Source organism: Neptunicella plasticusilytica (assembly GCF_047922965.1).
Classification (GTDB): Bacteria; Pseudomonadota; Gammaproteobacteria; order Enterobacterales; family Alteromonadaceae; genus Neptunicella; species Neptunicella plasticusilytica.
On record NZ_CP150481.1, the window covers coordinates 4,421,176 to 4,438,337 of the forward strand.

At 45.2% G+C, this 17,162-nt stretch carries 18 protein-coding genes and 1 pseudogene; 8 read left to right on the forward strand and 11 right to left on the reverse strand.

The genetic code is table 11. The features are described from left to right. Nucleotides 1-31 precede the first annotated feature (31 nt). From V1467_RS19900 to speB, 5 genes are all read right to left on the reverse strand, one after another. Complete coding sequence (locus tag V1467_RS19900) at nt 32-937, reverse strand: DMT family transporter (protein ID WP_416306726.1); 906 nt, start codon at nt 935-937, stop codon at nt 32-34. Continuing rightward, nucleotides 934-1,383 carry a methylated-DNA--[protein]-cysteine S-methyltransferase gene (locus V1467_RS19905; RefSeq protein WP_416306727.1) on the reverse strand — a complete coding sequence of 150 codons (450 nt, stop codon included), beginning with the start codon at nt 1,381-1,383 and terminating at the stop codon, nt 934-936. The genes V1467_RS19900 and V1467_RS19905 overlap by 4 nt, the downstream gene beginning before the upstream one ends. Continuing rightward, a complete protein-coding gene (locus V1467_RS19910; RefSeq protein ID WP_416306728.1) occupies nt 1,380-2,729 on the reverse strand; it encodes a DNA-3-methyladenine glycosylase 2 family protein in 1,350 nt (449 codons plus the stop codon). Before V1467_RS19910 ends, V1467_RS19905 begins: the two co-directional genes overlap by 4 nt. Before the next feature lie 192 nt (nt 2,730-2,921). Further along, nucleotides 2,922-4,880 (reverse strand): biosynthetic arginine decarboxylase, encoded by a 1,959-nt coding sequence (gene speA, locus V1467_RS19915; RefSeq protein WP_416306729.1) that lies wholly within the window; start codon nt 4,878-4,880, stop codon nt 2,922-2,924. 234 nt (nt 4,881-5,114) lie between these two features. Further along, on the reverse strand, nt 5,115-6,014 hold the full coding sequence (gene speB, locus V1467_RS19920; RefSeq protein ID WP_416306730.1) for an agmatinase: 900 nt from the start codon (nt 6,012-6,014) through the stop codon (nt 5,115-5,117). Nucleotides 6,015-6,357: 343 nt separating this feature from the next. Here speB and lptM point away from each other — a divergent pair, with 343 nt between their 5' ends. Genes lptM through V1467_RS19950 form a run of 6 tightly spaced genes read left to right on the forward strand, consistent with a single transcriptional unit; the run spans nt 6,358 to nt 10,942 of the window. After that, the gene (gene lptM / locus V1467_RS19925; protein ID WP_416306731.1) at nt 6,358-6,513 is read left to right on the forward strand and encodes an LPS translocon maturation chaperone LptM; all 156 of its coding nucleotides are present in this window, start codon (nt 6,358-6,360) and stop codon (nt 6,511-6,513) included. Nucleotides 6,514-6,515: 2 nt separating this feature from the next. Further along, nucleotides 6,516-7,766 (forward strand): diaminopimelate decarboxylase, encoded by a 1,251-nt coding sequence (gene lysA / locus V1467_RS19930; RefSeq protein WP_416306732.1) that lies wholly within the window; start codon nt 6,516-6,518, stop codon nt 7,764-7,766. A 30-nt stretch (nt 7,767-7,796) separates the two neighbouring features. Beyond that, nucleotides 7,797-8,627, forward strand: coding sequence for a diaminopimelate epimerase (gene dapF / locus V1467_RS19935; protein ID WP_416306733.1), 831 nt, complete (start codon nt 7,797-7,799; stop codon nt 8,625-8,627). Further along, a complete protein-coding gene (locus V1467_RS19940) occupies nt 8,624-9,319 on the forward strand; it encodes a DUF484 family protein (protein WP_416306734.1) in 696 nt (231 codons plus the stop codon). The genes dapF and V1467_RS19940 overlap by 4 nt, the downstream gene beginning before the upstream one ends. A 1-nt stretch (nt 9,320) precedes the next feature. Continuing rightward, nucleotides 9,321-10,220 carry a tyrosine recombinase XerC gene (gene xerC / locus V1467_RS19945; RefSeq protein ID WP_416306735.1) on the forward strand — a complete coding sequence of 300 codons (900 nt, stop codon included), beginning with the start codon at nt 9,321-9,323 and terminating at the stop codon, nt 10,218-10,220. A 2-nt stretch (nt 10,221-10,222) separates the two neighbouring features. Then, nucleotides 10,223-10,942: an HAD-IA family hydrolase gene (locus V1467_RS19950; protein ID WP_416306736.1), complete on the forward strand. Its 720-nt coding sequence runs from the start codon at nt 10,223-10,225 to the stop codon at nt 10,940-10,942. Nucleotides 10,943-10,963: 21 nt separating this feature from the next. Here the strand turns inward: V1467_RS19950 and cysE are convergent, their stop codons facing one another. Next, nucleotides 10,964-11,746 carry a serine O-acetyltransferase gene (gene cysE / locus V1467_RS19955; RefSeq protein ID WP_416306737.1) on the reverse strand — a complete coding sequence of 261 codons (783 nt, stop codon included), beginning with the start codon at nt 11,744-11,746 and terminating at the stop codon, nt 10,964-10,966. A gap of 208 nt (nt 11,747-11,954) precedes the next feature. On the opposite strand from cysE, the gene V1467_RS19960 reads away from it, so the two are divergent. Next, complete coding sequence (locus V1467_RS19960) at nt 11,955-12,683, forward strand: choice-of-anchor H family protein (protein WP_416306738.1); 729 nt, start codon at nt 11,955-11,957, stop codon at nt 12,681-12,683. Here V1467_RS19960 and V1467_RS19965 read toward each other — a convergent pair. Next, nucleotides 12,667-13,119: a nuclear transport factor 2 family protein gene (locus V1467_RS19965; protein ID WP_416306739.1), complete on the reverse strand. Its 453-nt coding sequence runs from the start codon at nt 13,117-13,119 to the stop codon at nt 12,667-12,669. The two genes, V1467_RS19960 and V1467_RS19965, sit on opposite strands and share 17 nt — an antisense overlap. A gap of 56 nt (nt 13,120-13,175) precedes the next feature. Then, nucleotides 13,176-13,514, reverse strand: a complete 339-nt coding sequence (locus V1467_RS19970) for an MGMT family protein (protein WP_416306740.1) — start codon at nt 13,512-13,514, stop codon at nt 13,176-13,178. A gap of 18 nt (nt 13,515-13,532) precedes the next feature. On the opposite strand from V1467_RS19970, the gene V1467_RS19975 reads away from it, so the two are divergent. Beyond that, a complete protein-coding gene (locus V1467_RS19975) occupies nt 13,533-14,093 on the forward strand; it encodes a tRNA-uridine aminocarboxypropyltransferase (RefSeq protein WP_416306741.1) in 561 nt (186 codons plus the stop codon). Nucleotides 14,094-14,114: 21 nt separating this feature from the next. Here the strand turns inward: V1467_RS19975 and rluF are convergent. The 3 genes and pseudogenes from rluF to V1467_RS19990 all read right to left on the reverse strand — a co-directional run. Then, nucleotides 14,115-14,843: pseudogene (gene rluF, locus V1467_RS19980) on the reverse strand (23S rRNA pseudouridine(2604) synthase RluF); the annotation flags it as partial. A gap of 68 nt (nt 14,844-14,911) precedes the next feature. After that, nucleotides 14,912-16,537, reverse strand: coding sequence for a methyl-accepting chemotaxis protein (locus V1467_RS19985; RefSeq protein ID WP_416306742.1), 1,626 nt, complete (start codon nt 16,535-16,537; stop codon nt 14,912-14,914). Between the two features lie 205 nt (nt 16,538-16,742). Then, complete coding sequence (locus V1467_RS19990; protein ID WP_416306743.1) at nt 16,743-17,159, reverse strand: F0F1 ATP synthase subunit epsilon; 417 nt, start codon at nt 17,157-17,159, stop codon at nt 16,743-16,745. Between the last annotated feature and the right edge of the window lie 3 nt (nt 17,160-17,162).

Sequence of the window (17,162 nt, forward strand, 5' to 3'; positions counted from 1 at the left end):
CCAAAAAGCGTAGTGAACAATCACTTATGAATTAAACCGGCCGGTTTGCAACTGTGGGTTTAAGACGCCTGATTCTGGCCTGTAACAGTCCACTGGTTAAACTCACGCCCAGCATAATAGTTACCGCTCCTACCAGCATCGTTAACGTGATTTGCTCTGCCAAAAATACCGCTCCCCACAGCAAGCCAAATACCGGCACCAGATAGGCAACCGATACCGCGTTACGAATTCCGACATTGGCAATGAGTCTAAAATACAAAATATAGGCAATACCGGTACAGGCTATCCCTAACACCGCGACTTGCCACCAGGCCGTTGCCGTCGGCATCGAAGCCGGCCAATAGTAAAATGCCAAAGGCAGCAAACAGATCGCCGAGAAAAATTGACTGCCTGTAGCAATTGCCAGAGAGCGGACTCCGGTCAAGTAACGTTTGGTTAAACATACCGCCAAACCATACAAAAAGGTTGCTCCCAAACCAGCAACTACAGGCAATATAACGATTGAATCCGTCTGATAACCTCGCCCCAACACCAGCACAATAACACCTGAAAAACCGAGCAACAGTCCAAAGATTGCACTGGCGGATAAGCGCTCGCCTAACCAGGTAAAGGCAATGATTGCGGCAAACATCGGTGCACAGGCATTAATGATGGAGGTATAACCCGCTCCCAAAAATAACGTGGCATAAGCAAACAAGCAAAACGGAATAGCGGTGTTGACTAAACCCACTATAAAAATCGCTTTCCAATGCCGTAAACAATCCCTGAATTGCCCGGACATCATCATAAATGGCAATAACACCAGCGTTGCGACAGCTGTACGGATCGCAATCAGGCCAATAGGTCCAAACTGGGGAGCTCCTTCACGCATAAATAGAAATGACGCTCCCCACAACGCTGACAATATCAACAGCTCAAGCAAATAAAGGGGTCTCATAATTGCTCCAGTTTAAGTAGATATTCTTTGCGAAACAGGCCGCCAGCATAGCCGGTTAATTTACCATTGCTGCCAATAATACGATGACATGGCACCACAATGGCGATCGGATTTTTGCCATTCGCAGATCCGACTGCGCGCACCGCTTTGGGGTTACCGATAGAATCAGCGATATCCGCATAGCTGCAAGTTTTACCGTGTGGCACTGAAGTCAATGTTTTCCACACCTGTTGTTGAAATAGGGTGCCTGCAGCTGCCAGTGTCAGATCAAATTCACGCCGTTGATGATTAAAATACTCATCCAGTTGAGCAATAGCTTGCTCAACATGGGCATTGTGTTGTTCGGGAAATTGGCACTGCTCTACAAACTTGATTCGTTGAATTCCCTCATCACTGGCGGCAATTTCAAGCCAGCCAATATCTGTATTGAGATAACCAATATTCATGTTCGACTCCATAATTGAAAGGTTAAGTAGCTGCGCCATGGCGCAGCCAATTGCGGATCAAGCTGTAATTGCGCCAGGCGCTTTTTTATTACCAGATCGGTTCCCAGCCAGATATCCGGATTGGACTGACCACGCATACGGGCATAATCCACCGTCCAGGGACCGATTCCTTTGATTTTCAACCAGTTTTGCAACTCGTCAGTTGGATCTTCAAGCTGATATTCGGCCAAGCGGCGCAATGTTTCCCTTCTGGCATTAGGCATGCCTAAAAAAGTCAAATCTGACTGCATAACCGCCTGGGGCGGCGGAAAACTGTAACGACCATCCTGCTCGCTGCCCAATTGGTGTACTAATTTGGACAATAACTTAATTGCCGCTGTTACTGATATTTGTTGCCCTAAAATAGCTCTGCAACCTGCTTCAAAAGGGCTCCAGACTCCCGGCAACCTGAGCCCTGAGACTATGTCCTGACGCGGCATGCCAAGATCCTCAAAATGTCGTTCAATCAAATGGCTGTCAGCGTCCAGATCAAGAATACGGCGAATTTGCGCCAGTACCGGCTTGAGTATCGACAAATTTTGCAAATCCAGCTCCACCAAAAACTGATGACTATCGTGCTGGTATCGGGCACAAAAATATCCGCCGACGCCATCGAGCGAGAAAGTTCTGGCATAGCTATCTTCACTGACCCACTCCATATCCGGCACCGCGCGCATGGCCAGAAAATCCCGGAGCTGCGGCCAATTATAAGGTGGTCTGAATGACAAACTAAGCCGCAACGATTTGTGTTGTATATGTTTGCTGGATCTAATTTGTTTTGGCGTCAATTGCAGTGTTTTTTTCAGATTATCCTGCAATCGCCGCGATGACTGGAAACCGCTGGCGGCAGCAACCTGTTCTATATTCAGTGACGTTTCATGCAATAATTTTTTAGCAAACAGCATTTGTTGGCAGAGTTGATATTGCTTGGCACCAATACCGACTTTTTGCTTAAACAATTTACGTAAGTAACGATCGGATATGCCAAGCTTGCTGGAAATCTGCTCCAGTGATAATTCCGGAAATTCAGCCAATAATGTCAGTGCCCGTTCGACAGTCGTATCTACGCCTTTCCAGGCGCAGGAATAGGGTGCGCTATCAGGACGGCAGCGCAAACAAGGCCTGTATCCGGCCTGCATGGCCAATTCAGCTAACGGATAGTATTCAACATTTTGTTCTTTAGGCGGGTTAGCCGGACAAATAGGCCGGCAAAATATCCCCGTCGATTTAACCGCAACAAAAAACTGGCCATCAAATCGGGCATCACGAGCCAGCCGGGCCTGTTGGAAAGAAATTATATCAGTCATACATCACCTCAATGGGTTGAAGTGATGATTGTAGCGACTATTTATTTTTTTATGCGATAAAAACGGAACTGGATGTTACTAAGCCAGGTGGTTAATCCAAAAAAATCATGGGGCAAGCCGCATAGAACAAAATACGCTAACTTGTATATGTCCTTTTAAGCTCCACCCCAATTCCGCAAGAAATGAACTGTCTTATTTGGTTGAGGTTTTCAAATAGGTATAACCGGCCAGACAAGCTTCATAAAAATCAGTCCATTTCACCCCTTCACGCGGTTTGATTTGGCCGCTGGAAATCCGCTTGTCGATCATCTTTTTGACGTTCTGCGCCATAGCGGAAGGGTTATATTGCATAATCGACAATACGTCCCCCACCGACGAACCACTGACAAATTCTTCGATATAAAAATCTTCCGGATCGTCATCATAGCTGTATATGTGCACTTCATTTAAACGACCAAACAGGTTGTGCATATCGCCCATCACATCCTGATAGGCGCCGGTTAAAAACAGACCAATAAAATAATCTTCTCCCGGCTTGATTTTATGCATAGGGATCACATCGGAAATGCCATGTTCACCAACAAACTGATCAATTTTACCGTCACTGTCACAAGTAATGTCTACCAATGAACAATTCACTGTTGGTCGCTCGTTCATTCGGGTTAACGGCACAACCGGCAGTACCTGATCAATCGCCCAGGTATCGGCGGCCGACTGGAATACCGAGAAATTGCACAAATATTGTGACGACAGATTATAATCCAGCTCCTGCATTTCTTCCGGAACAAATTCCGCTGTACGCAGTTTTTGCTGCACTTCCATCATAATCTGCCAGTATAAGGTTTCTATCTTGGCCAACTCAGATAAACTAAGTACTCGCAGCTTGAAGGCATCCAGAGCCTGTTCTTTGTATTGTGAGGCGTCGTTAAATATTTCCTGGATACTGTCCGCTTCATCAACGGTTTCAGCCAAGCCACGCATATTGCTAACAAAAACATGCTCGTCTTGCTGGGCCGATGTATCAAATTCCGCGCCACCACTACTGCGGATTTCGCCCATGATCTGGGTGACAACACAACTATGATGAGCGGTAATCGCACGGCCGCTTTCGCTGACCAGATTGGGATGCGGGACCTTCTCCAGATCGCAGATTTCCTTGATACCGTAAACCACGTCCGCCACATATTCCTGCATATTGTAATTGCGTGACGAATCGTTGGTGGACTGGCTGCCGTCATAGTCGATCCCCAGACCGCCACCGACATCTACGTATTCTAGTGGCACGCCCATACGATAAAGTTCGGCGTAGATCCTGGCGCCTTCGCTGACAGCTTCTTTGACCGAACGAATATCGGTTAGCTGACTACCAATATGGAAATGTAATAATTTAAGGCAATGATCCAGACCGTGTTCACGTAAATAGATAGTGGCATTAATAATCTCGGCGATAGTTAAACCAAATTTGGCACGGTCACCACCGGAGCCTTCCCATTTTCCGCGGCCCTTAACTGTCATTTTGGAACGTAAGCCCACTAACGGCTCAATCCCCACTTCTTTGGAGATTTTGACTAGCGATACCAGTTCGGAGAACTTTTCCACCACAACAATGATTTTACGCCCAAGCTTGCGACCCAATAACGCCAGACGCATAAACTCTTCGTCTTTATAACCATTTAAAATAGTTAACGAATCTTCGTTAGTGTTATAGGCCAGCGCGGTAATTAGTTCCGCTTTAGAGCCGGCCTCCAAACCATAATTAAAGGCTTCACCGGCATCGACAATTTCTTCCACCACTTCACGCATCTGGTTAACTTTAACCGGATACACGCCCATATAACTGCCCTGGTATTCTGCTTCAGCAATATTGTTACGAAAGGCGGTATTTAGCTGGGCCACCTGCGAACGTAAAATATCGTGAAATCTCACTACTACTGGAAACTGAATGCCTTCCTGTTTGATTTCATCTAATACCGCTTTAAAATCGATACGAATATCAGGATTATTCAGATCGGGAGTGATCTTCAGGTTACCGTTTTGGCCAATGCCAAAATAACCACCACCCCAACGATTAACGCGATACAAACGCTCGGCATCTTCAATTGTCCAATCTGCCAAAATATTATCTCCCATGCGGGTCTGTTGACCTTTCATATTCATCACTGCTGGTGGTTATTTTTTCTTCTCACAAGGCAGAAAACGCGCAAATAGTGGTTCTCTTTAAGCGTTTGATAACGCAGTGAGAAGGGAAAATAGCCCCAGCCCTTCGGGTTGAGCCTGACAATCCCTCATTCTTTGTTGTAAACAGACTGATTTAGGTGACTAAACTACGCTGTTTACGCCTCGATTGAGAAATTTTCATTTCTCAACAGTGGTAAAGATGAAAGATCAACAGGCCCTAGTGAGACACAGGATTAATTCCCGCACCACTTTTGCTGCAAAAACGGAACTGTTACCGGAGGAATCAATCTCCGGCGATAGTTCAACCACATCGGCACCGACGAAGTTTTTCTGAGCCAAGATTTTGACCAGTTTGATAAAGGAATGAAAATCCTCTCCGCCCGGTTCGGGGGTGCCGGTACCAGGAAAAATACCCGGGTCAAAATAATCAAGATCCAGTGTCAGATAAATTGGCCTGTCGGCCGGGATCGCATCAATTTCGTCAATAAACGAGTTACGACAAGTACGAATAGTGCGATTTGAACGCATCCATTCATATTCTTCCTTGGTTCCTGAGCGGATCCCGTACTGGATAAGTTGGTGATCGGGCCCGAAATGGTCCAATGCCCGACGAATAATCGACGCATGGGAATAGTGATAACCCAAATAGCCATCGCGCAAATCCGCATGTGCATCCAGATGGATCAGGACTAAATCCGGGTATTGATGTAAATAGGTTTTTATCGGTGCATAGGAAATAGAATGCTCACCGCCAAGTGTCAGTACTTTAATTTGCTGGTCGGCAATATTGGCAGGCGCAAACAGACTTTCAAAGTCAGTAGTGGCATTTTGCCACTGCTGTTCGGCATCACTGCTTTCACCCAGACTCAAGTTACCCAAATCAAAGAAATCCCGTTGGGCGATATCTTGATCCAGGTAAGGAGAATAACTTTCGATATCATCAGATACGTCGCGCAAAGCATCAGGCCCCATGCGAGTACCTTTACGAAAACAGGCCGTCCCGTCAAATCCAAAGCCGATCAGGTACAACTGTCCAGCTGCAAGATTATTTGCTGGTTTTGCCTTGTGGAATGGAATAGAAGGTGCTTGTAACGGAATGCTAATCATAGCTAAAAATCCAAATTAAGTAAGCGGGCGCCATTATAATGGCTAAATATCAAAGCGTGTATCTGTTTCATACACGTCAATACTAAATATTATGCGTAATTGTACATCATCATCAAAAACAACCAAACATGGGACTCATAAACGCAATAACCCTGCTACTCAATAGTAATGTATATTTCAGTCAAGCAAATCAAAAAAGAAATATATATTCAAATATTACTCATAGAAAAGAAATAATTATTCAAAATAAAGGTTAAATATTCGTGCTTTGGATTGATTTTATCTGGCCTGATGTCATCATATCGGGCATATCTTTCAAGTCAGAACGCCGATGAAAACGCCAGTGAAAAAACGAATGATGTGGGTACTGATAGGATTATTCCTGTTGACCGCCTGCGGGCAAAAAGGTCCGCTTTTTATGCCAGAGCCGGCAAAAAGTAATCAACCCTCTGCTCAAACAGAAACACAGCCAGATAATGCTGAAGAGGTAAATAACTAAACATGGATTATTTTAACTATAAAAATCAACAATTAATGGTCGAAAGTGTTTCAGCTGAGACATTAGCGAAACAATTCGGTACACCATGTTATGTTTACTCCCGGGCGACTATTGAGCGTCATTGGCTGGCTTTTGATCACGCTGTTGGTCAACATCCGCACTTAATCTGTTACGCAGTCAAAGCAAATTCCAATCTGGGTGTGTTATCTGTGTTGGCCAAGCTGGGTTCCGGTTTTGATATTGTGTCTGTCGGCGAGTTGGCCCGGGTATTAGAAGCAGGAGGAGATCCGGCCAAAGTGGTCTTTTCCGGGGTTGCCAAAACCGAACAGGAAATAGGCTACGCTCTGGAGCAGGGAATCAAATGTTTTAATGTGGAATCCATTCCTGAGCTGGAACGGATCAATAAGGTGGCAGCCCAGCTGGATATCATCGCGCCGATATCACTGCGCATTAATCCCGATGTGGATGCTAAAACTCATCCCTATATTTCAACCGGTTTAAAAGCGAATAAATTTGGTATCGCGCGCGAACAAGCCATTAGTACTTATCAGCAAGCGGCGCAATTAAGCCATTTGAAAATAACCGGAATGGACTGCCATATAGGCTCACAGTTGACCAGTATTGAACCTTTTGTCGATGCACTGGACAGATTATTGGCACTAATTGACGAACTGGCCGAGCTGGGGATCAACATTGCCCATCTGGATGTAGGTGGCGGTTTGGGTGTGACCTATAAAGATGAAACACCGCCCAATCCGGATGAATATGTCGCGGCAATGGCTAAGCATATGCAAGGCCGGGAAGATCTGACTCTTATATTTGAACCGGGTCGCGCGATTATGGCCAACGCAGGAATTTTGTTAACGAAAGTAGAGTTTCTCAAACAGGGTGAGGAAAAGAATTTTGCCATCGTCGATGCGGCGATGAACGACTTAATCCGTCCCGCACTGTATTCTGCCTGGCAAGCCATTGTACCGACCAACACCGGCTTGTCGCGTCAAAGTGCCTTGTACGATGTTGTCGGGCCGGTTTGTGAAACAGGTGATTTTTTAGGTAAAGATCGTGAATTAGCAATTGCCCAGGACGATTATCTGGCAGTGCGCAGCGCCGGTGCTTACGGGTTTACCATGTCGTCCAACTATAATAGCCGTTGTCGTGCCGCCGAGATTATGGTCGATGGTGAACAAATTTATTTGGTGCGTGAACGAGAAAAACTAAAAGATCTCTGGAAAGGTGAGTGCAAAATTCCGTAGACTACAGGAAACACTTAACTAGTAGTTCTGATGCAAATTCAATTTTCCAAGATGCATGGGCTGGGTAACGACTTTATGGTGGTCGACAACGTTACCCAGAATGTATTTTTCTCCAAGGATAAAATCCAGCGTCTGGCGGATCGTAATTTTGGTATTGGTTTTGACCAACTACTGATGGTTGAACCGCCTTATGATCCGGAGCAGGACTTCCATTATCGCATTTTCAATGCGGACGGCTCAGAAGTGTCTCAATGTGGCAATGGCGCGCGCTGTTTTGCTCACTTTGTCAAAATGAAGGGTCTGATCAACCGTAATAAAATAGTGGTCAGCACCAAAGCCGGTAAGATGGTGTTATATTTGGAAAAAGATGGTCAGGTCACCGTCAATATGGGTAAACCCGTATTTGAGCCGGCTCTAATCCCGCTGAAAGCCAGCAAAGAAGAGGGCACCTATATCATCCGTGCTGATGAGCACACTGTTTTTTGTGGTGCAGTCTCCATGGGCAATCCTCATTGTGTACTGGAAGTGGAAGATGTTGACAGTGCGCCGGTAGAAATCCTCGGCCCGCTGCTTGAACGCCATGAACGTTTCCCTGAAGGGGTAAATGTGGGATTTATGCAGGTGATATCACCTTCTCACATCAAGTTGCGGGTTTTTGAACGCGGTGCTGGCGAAACACTTGCGTGTGGCAGCGGAGCTTGTGCGGCAGTAGTGATTGGACAAAGTCAAACCAAACTCGGTAATGATGTACAAGTCGATTTACCTGGTGGTAGTCTAAAAGTTCGTTGGCAAGGACGGGATCAGGTGGTTAAAATGACTGGACCTGTAGAACATGTTTTTGATGGTACGATAAGTATATGAATGAGACATCCAGAATGGAAGAACCGAGCATGATGCTAGCCGAACCGGCATCAGACGCGGTATTAACAACGGAACAAGTCACAGAATATCTGCTGTCCAATCCGGACTTTCTGGTATCTCATCCTCACATCCTGAATCAGATAAAAGTCCCGCACCTGTTACCCGGCTCGGTATCACTGGTGGAACGCCAGGCCGAACAGCTGCGTGAGAAAGTCAAAATATTGCAAAAACAGTTATCCGAACTACTCAGCGTTGCCAAACAAAATGAACGTATATATCGCATTTATGCTGATCTGAATTTGCGTCTGTTCAAATGCCGCACATTAGTGGACGTTGAACAGAGTTTATCGGATGTATTGTTACATCAACTGGAACTGGATGAAATTTCCCTGAAATTATTTGGTTCCGATAACGATTTGCCCGAAACCAGCAAACATCACTTGCTAAAAAAACGCTTTAATGACCGTATTTATTATCTTGGACGTCTTAGCAACGCCGAAATGGCGATGATGTTTAACAAGAAGAATATCGGCTCGGTGGCGATGATGTTATTGGGCGAACAGGGCGAAATGGGGCTACTTGCCATAGGCAGTCATCAGCCGCACCATTTCCATCCCGGCATGGATACATTACTTATCACCCAGTTACAGCAGTTTTTAACCCTAATCGTGCCGCAACTGGCCGAGTTTTAGTATGAACAAGCCAGGATTGACTGTCTGGCTGGATAAATTTCTCGCCCATATTAAATACGAACGCAATCTTGCTACACTGACTCAGCAAAATTATCATCGCCAGTTGCTGTGCGTGATGGAAACACTGACGCTGCAAGACTGGTCAGAACTGACAGTAGAACAAGTAAAAAAAGTCCTTTTTCAGGCACGCAAAACCAATTTGAGTCCGCGCAGTATTGCTTTGCGTTTATCGGCGTTACGTAGTTTCTGTCAATATCTGGTCAGTCAGCAGGTGCTGGAGATGAATCCGGCCAACAATGTTCAGGCACCCAAGCAAGGGCGACCGTTACCTAAACAACTCAATGTAGATGAGGCCAACCAGTTATTGTCGATCAAGCCTGAATCGCTGTTAGCCGTGCGTGACCGCGCTATGTTGGAGCTGACTTATGGCTGTGGATTGCGCCTGGCAGAACTGACTGATCTGAATTTACCTGATATTGAACAAAATGGTACGCAGTTGCGGGTCATAGGTAAGGGCCGTAAGGAACGACTGTTACCCATAGGTAAAGAAGCGCAAAAATGGTTAGCCGAATGGTTATTGTTACGCGAACAACTGGCCAAACCCGATGAGCAGGCGGTATTTATCAGTAAACAGCACCGGCGTATTTCATCCCGTCAAATAGCCAAAAGAATGAAGGTATGGGCCAGCAGGCAACAGCTGGATCAATCGGTTCATCCCCATAAACTCAGGCATTCTTTTGCGACCCATGTACTGGAATCTTCCGGTGATTTGCGTGCTGTGCAGGAGCTTTTGGGCCACGCCAACCTGAGTACTACCCAGATTTATACCCATCTGGATTTTCAACATCTGGCAAATGTGTATGATCAATCCCACCCTCGAGCAAAAAAGACCAAAACCTGAATATGATTTTTTATCGCCGCTGGCAGCCAGTAAAAGCCTTATCCTTTGATTTAGATGACACCTTGTATTTTAACCAGCCCATTATTGAGCGCACCGAACAGCAGCTGGTGGACTATTTTCAGAACCTGTATCCACAATGCCGCAACAGTGACAGTCAATTTTGGCAACAGGCCAAACGTAAAGCGATTGAACAAGATCCGCAGCTACTGCTGGATTTTACCCTGATGCGCCGGGGTACCTTGCGTTATGGTTTTCAGCAGTCAGGTTTACAGGGACAGCAACTAGAAAATGCGGTTGAAGACGGGTTTAATGAATTTTATCGGTTACGCAGTGATTTTACCGTACCAATAGAAGTAACCCGGATCCTGGCTAATCTGGCCAAGGCTTATCCTCTGGTGGCGATCACTAACGGCAACGTTAATCTGGACAAAATCGGCATAGCTGATTATTTTAGCCACCGTTTTCATGGTGGTATCAAACAAACCCTTAAGCCGCATCGCGCCATGTTTGATTTAACCCGTCAGGCATTGAATTTGAACGCGTCCGAAATTCTGCACGTTGGCGACAGCTTTACCAATGATGTAATGGGCGGAATAAAAGCCGGATTCAAAACCGCCTGGTATGCTGAAGATCGCGAAATGTTGATTAAACAGGAAGCTGTCAGCCTGTTACCGGATATTCAAATTCATCAACTCGCTGATCTGGAGTTTTTATTACCCTAGTTCGGCTAGATCCAGATTTAGTCAGTCTTCCAGTACATTTTGACGCATGGTTTCACTGGGGCATTCACAGCAAGGTCTACCTACCACTTTAGCGGGCACACCGGCCACTGTGACATGTGCTGCAACGTTTTTCAGTACCACGCTGCCTGCACCAACCTTGGCACCTTCACCAATTTCGATGTTACCCAATATTTTCGCTCCGGAACCAATCATCACGCCCTGACGTATTTTGGGATGCCGATCACCACTTTCATTGCCGGTACCGCCCAAGGTAACGGACTGCATAATTGACACATTGTTTTCGACCACCGCCGTTTCACCAATAACAATCCCGGTAGCGTGATCAAACATCACACCACGACCAATTTGCGCCGCAGGGTGGATATCCACCGCAAACACTTCAGAATTGCGACTTTGAATAAATAGCCCCAGATCGGTTCGCTGTTTTGTCCATAACAAATGCGCCAGACGATGCACCTGGATCGCCTGGAAACCTTTAAAATGAATTAAAACTGTCAGATAAGAGTGTACCGCCGGATCTCGGTTAAACACCGCCTTGATATCTTCAATCGCGGCCTCCACCATTTGCGGATGCAATAAATAGGCTTCATCGAATATCTCTTTGATGGCCAGAGTTTGCATCACCTCATCGGCAATTTTGTTGGATAAAATAAAACTTAACGCCGCTTCAAAATTATGGTGACTCAAAATGCAGGCATGCACAAAACTGGCAAGAAGGGGTTCTCTGTCACATACCGTACGAGCTTCGGTTTTAAGCTGTTGCCAGAAATCGTTGCTGACCATCGGGTTTATCCCAGTTGTATCTGATTTGTATAGCATGGTGATAGAAGTCAAAAACACAAGCACAACAACGGATAATTTTCGCTGTTCAGTAACAATCAATCTGTATAAACATCGGCAATTAACCTGAACGGAGTTTTAGACTAAGTTCAGTTTTTGTTCACGCTTTGTCGACCACACTCAGATCATCTTAAAGAACAGGATGAAACTGATGAAAAAAATTGTACTTGCCACGTTGCTCCTCAGCTGTTCGTTTTTATCTAGCGCCGAGCAAAAACCTGAATGGAAAACCCGCTCGATCGAGAAACAGTTTTCTCAGAGCCGCGCTGTAACAACCAAGTCGTCAACACAACTAGCCTCATCTGCGGATAGCACACCAATGTTGTCAAAACAGCAAGCGCCAGCGCAAACCTTGGCGGCCAGACCGGTAATTGATGATCCTGATTTCTGGATCTACGATGCTTGGGTAACGCTGGAAAAAGACACAGACTACGATGGTTACTACCATAATATTATATTGGAATTTGACGCCGATACCGTCTATGCCCACGCCAGTGTTTATGCTCGTTTATATCTCAGCAGCGGGGGCGATTTTTACGAATACCATACCACTGATTATTTTCATATTGATGGTGAAAACAGTCAGGACAGCTATGTGGTTGAAACCGATTTACTGGAAGGCTTTCCACCCAACGATTATGAGTTATTGATTGAGCTTTATGATACCGACACTGATGAGCTGGTTGCTACCCTGGATGGATATGATGACGCTGACTTATATCTGCTGCCACTGGAAAGTAACAACCATGAACATAGATCGGGAGGTCAGGTCACGGTAACCACAGAGCATGGCGGCAGCCTGGGTTTATGTGCGGCAATAATGTTATTGATATTTGCCTGTTATCGTCACCGTGCAACAGGCTCTAATCGGCAGCCTTGATGGTTGCCTGCCAGTTAACCGCTTGCCAGCGATTATCCCGTTTTACAAAAGTACCGCTATTCAGGTACTTTTTTGTTTCGCTTGTATCGCCCTGACCTGATTTGCCAACCAGAGTAAAAGTTACCACGGCCGTGTCCTGATGCTGCCAGACCTGTATATTTTCGGCACTATAAATTGTTGTGTCCGCCGTTGCAGGCTGTGGTCCGGCTTGGCGAACCCCTTCCATCAATTGTTTTTTACCGAAGCGGGTGCCATTGGAGCTGGTATAAACCAGCTCTTCAGCCCAGAAATTATCATGCACTGATGCATCATTCACCGTGGCACCCTGCAAAAAGTCGACAATCAATTCAGTGAGTACTTCCGATTCCGATGCCGCCACCAGCGGAGCAAACAGCAACAATATTAGTGAGGCATAAATAGGCTTAATGTATTTCATTTGTACTCCTGTATCGACAAGCGACTAATGGTTACTAACATCCCTGTAATCCGGATCTAGAATTGCAGTTTAAACAATATTTCGTCCAGACTGGGTTGCCATTGAAATTCTTTTAGTTTGACCCGGTTATTCAGCACGACCACGCCTTCTTCCTGTAATAAGCCTTTTTGTTTATCGGCTTGGGGTGAACCGGCGGGGAAGGCTATCTGGCCATTGGAACGTAATATCCGATACCAGGGAACGGCGCGATTTTGCGGTACATAGCCCAAGGATTTCCCCACTAAACGGGCACGTCCCGGTAAACCGGCCAAATCGGCAATTTGTCCGTAACTGGCCACCGTTCCGGGTGGAACTAATTCAATGGTCTGCCAAATTCTTTTATACTGTTGGTTCACTCTAAAAATATAATTGCTATGTCAAAACGCCAGTATTGTCCGAAATGCCTTTTTCCTCAATCAGTTTGTCTGTGTGATGCGCTAGAACCTGTTGATAACAAAACCAATATTGTGGTGTTACAACATCCGTCGGAATTAAAAGAGTCCAAGAACACCGTTAGACTAATGGCGTTGGTTTTGCGGCATTGTGAAGTGTTTGTCGGGGAAACCGAAACGGATTTCGCCCACATCAGGCAACGCTGTGAAACACAGAAAATCCGTAGTGCTGTGCTTTATCCCAATGAAAAAAGTGTTGAACTGGAGAGCCTAAACACTGAAACGCCGGTAATTAATCATTTAATATTGCTCGATGGCACCTGGAAAAAAACCTATAAACTCTGGCAACTGAATCCCTGGTTACATAATCTTCCGAGCTGGCACTTCACTAAACCCTCAGCCAGTATTTACCAACGCAAAACAAATTTTCAGCACAGTCTTTCCAGTTTGGAAGCTTGTGCCTATGCATTAAATTTAATCGAACACAAAAATACTGATTCGTTATTGCAGTTATTAAAAACCCGGCAGGATAGGGGATTTTGACTATACAGTATGAGGGTCAATCACCGAATGTTCTTCGGTTTTACCGGATACCGCCACAGAGCCGTTTATTTTTGCCATTTCCTGTGCTGTAAGATGACGCCACTTACCCGGATTAAGTCCTTTTAAATTAATATTCATAATCCTGACCCGTTTTAGTTTAATCACCTCGTAACCCAGAAACTCGCACATTCTGCGAATTTGGCGATTGAGGCCCTGTGTTAACACTATGGTGAACCTGTCCTTGGCTATTTGTGTTACTTTGCACTTTTTTGTCACCGTGCCCAGTATGGGTAAACCTCCGGCCATTTTTTTTACAAATTGCTCATTCAGCGGCTTATCCACCTGAACCTGATATTCTTTCTCATGATTATTGCCGGCACGCAGGATTTTATTAACGATATCCCCGTCGTTGGTTAAAAAAATTAACCCTTCCGAGGGTTTGTCTAATCTGCCGATGGGGAATATACGTTGTGGATAATTAATCGCATCTATAATGTTGCCTTTAACTTTGCGTTCCGTTGTGCAGGTAATGCCAACGGGCTTGTTATAAGCAATAAACACTTCTTTAGGCTTGGTTTTAAGCGGTTTTCCGTCAATCTCGACATTATCAACGTCACTGACCTTGGTGCCCAGTTCGGGAATAACGCCATTAATTCTGACCCGGCCCTGTTCAATATATTTGTCTGCTTCACGGCGCGAACAAAAGCCCGTTTCACTAATATATTTATTGAGGCGTTTGGGTTCAGACATAGCTACTTTTCCTGAAAATCATGTGGCGAATGGCAACCGATATCTTACATCAAGTCGTTGTTCGGTTCTCAGGTCTTGAATATATTTACCTGCTGCTGCAATTTCTCGGCCAAATTAGCCAGATCACTACTGGCTTGCGCATTTTGTTGCGAGCTTTCGGTTACGCTGCCAATGCTAATGCTGAACTCATTGACGTTTTCGCTGATTTCATTGGCTACCATGGTTTGCTCTTCAGTAGCAGTTGAAACCTGAGCATTCATATCTGCAATTTCAGACATGGCCTGAATAATATCAGCCAGCACATTGGAAGAATCTTCTGCATGGCCCACGCTTTCATTGGCCCGTTCCTGGGCTCGGCTCATCGAATCTACTGATTGTTTAGCCGACACCTGCAGTTTACCAATCATATCACTAATGGATTCTGTGGCTTTTTGGGTATTGTGGGCAAGCTGTCTTACCTCATCAGCGACTACCGCGAATCCACGCCCTGAATCACCGGCTCTAGCCGCCTCAATGGCCGCATTCAGCGCCAACAAATTAGTCTGTTCAGCCACACTTTGAATAAGCTGAACGACCTGATTGATTTCGTTGGCCTGATTATGCAGCTGCTGGATCACATCGGTACTTTCATTCACTACCACAGATAAGTCACTAATAGACTGAATATTCTGTTTCACTTTTGTTTGGCCCAGTTCGGCTTGTTTATCTGCTTCAGAAGCCCGTTGAGAGGTTTGCAACGCATTGTTTGCCACCTCCTGGATAGCGGCACTCATTTCGGTTATTGCCGTCGCTATCATAGTGTTCTGATGTTCCTGCTCGGTAGCCGTGCTGGCCACCTGAGTACTGATGGCGTGCATCTCCTCAGCAGCCGAGGCTAAGGTCACTGTGGCTTGAGATACTTCAGTAACTAATTTGTGGATACGCTCAAGCATCAAATTAAAAGCTGTCGCTGTATTAGCAAATTCATCTTTTCCAACCACATCTACGCGTAACGTTAAATTGGTACTCTGTTCGATCTCGACAATAGTCTGCTGCAAGTTAATCAGAGGTCGATGAACAGACTGGTAAATAAAATAGGCAACAGCCAACATCAATATCAGTACCATGATTGTCGCGGCGATAAGCAAAGTTTGGGTAGTATCAAAGTTATCTCGCGATTCATCGCGAAACAGTTGCGCTTCACTTTGCTGTAATTCGATCAGGCTGTTGTAACTTTCACTGAGTAAATCAAAAGCCGCATACATTTCCTGATTAAATTCACTAGCAGAATAGTCAATCAACGTGCCCTGACTAATCATTTGTTGATATTTTTTAATTAACCGCTCCACCGGCCCCAAGTACTGTTTTACCTTGTTAACCAGCTGAACTTCGTGAGCAGTAAGCTTGGTAGACAAGTAAGCTGCCCATTCTTTATCCGCATTTTTTTGCGCCTGACTAATACGGTTAAGAACCTCTGTCTGACTTAGCATTCCGGCCCGATACTTATGCAACAAGTCAACGATGCTTACCGCGTAATTGTCGGATACATATTTAATTTGCTTGAGCGGCACCACCCTATCCGAATAGAGGCTCTGGATACCATGATTCTGAGAGGTCAGCATGGATATTACGATGGCTGACATCAAGATAAAAATAGCAGCCGGCAGGATAGCCATAATGGCCAGTCTGGTTTTAACGGTCAGGGCATTTAGCATTGGCATTTCACTTGTAAAATATGTCACGGAAAGTTTTATATACACGACGTCATAGATAAAAATAGTTATGTTTTTTATCTATTTCATTAATTTTTAAATGGATTTTTAAAAAATTAATATTGCTAACTATAAAATATCGGATCAATTTCACTTTTTCATGACAATAAAAAACCCGCCTGGGCGGGTTTTTAATCTACTTTTGCCATTATTTTCGCAAATTTTTAATTAATCTTAACTGCGCAATTGCTGCCGACAATTCAGCGGCGGCTTCTGCATAATCAAAATCAGTGCCCGGATTGGCAATATGCTCTTCTGCACGTTGTTTAGCTTCTAATGCAGCCTGTTCATCCAAATCTTCGGCACGAACTGCCACATCCGCCAATACGGTGACATTACCCGGTTGAACTTCCAACACACCACCAGCGATATAAATCAGCTCTTCATGGCCATGCTGTTTAACCAAACGCACCATACCCGGTTTAAGAGTAGTCAGCAGAGGAGCATGCCCAGGGTAAATACCCAGTTCACCTTCGCTCCCGGTTATCTGTATTGTTTCTACGCGACCAGAGAACACTTTATCCTCGGCACTGACTACATCCAGATGTACTGTCATAGCTGCCATCAA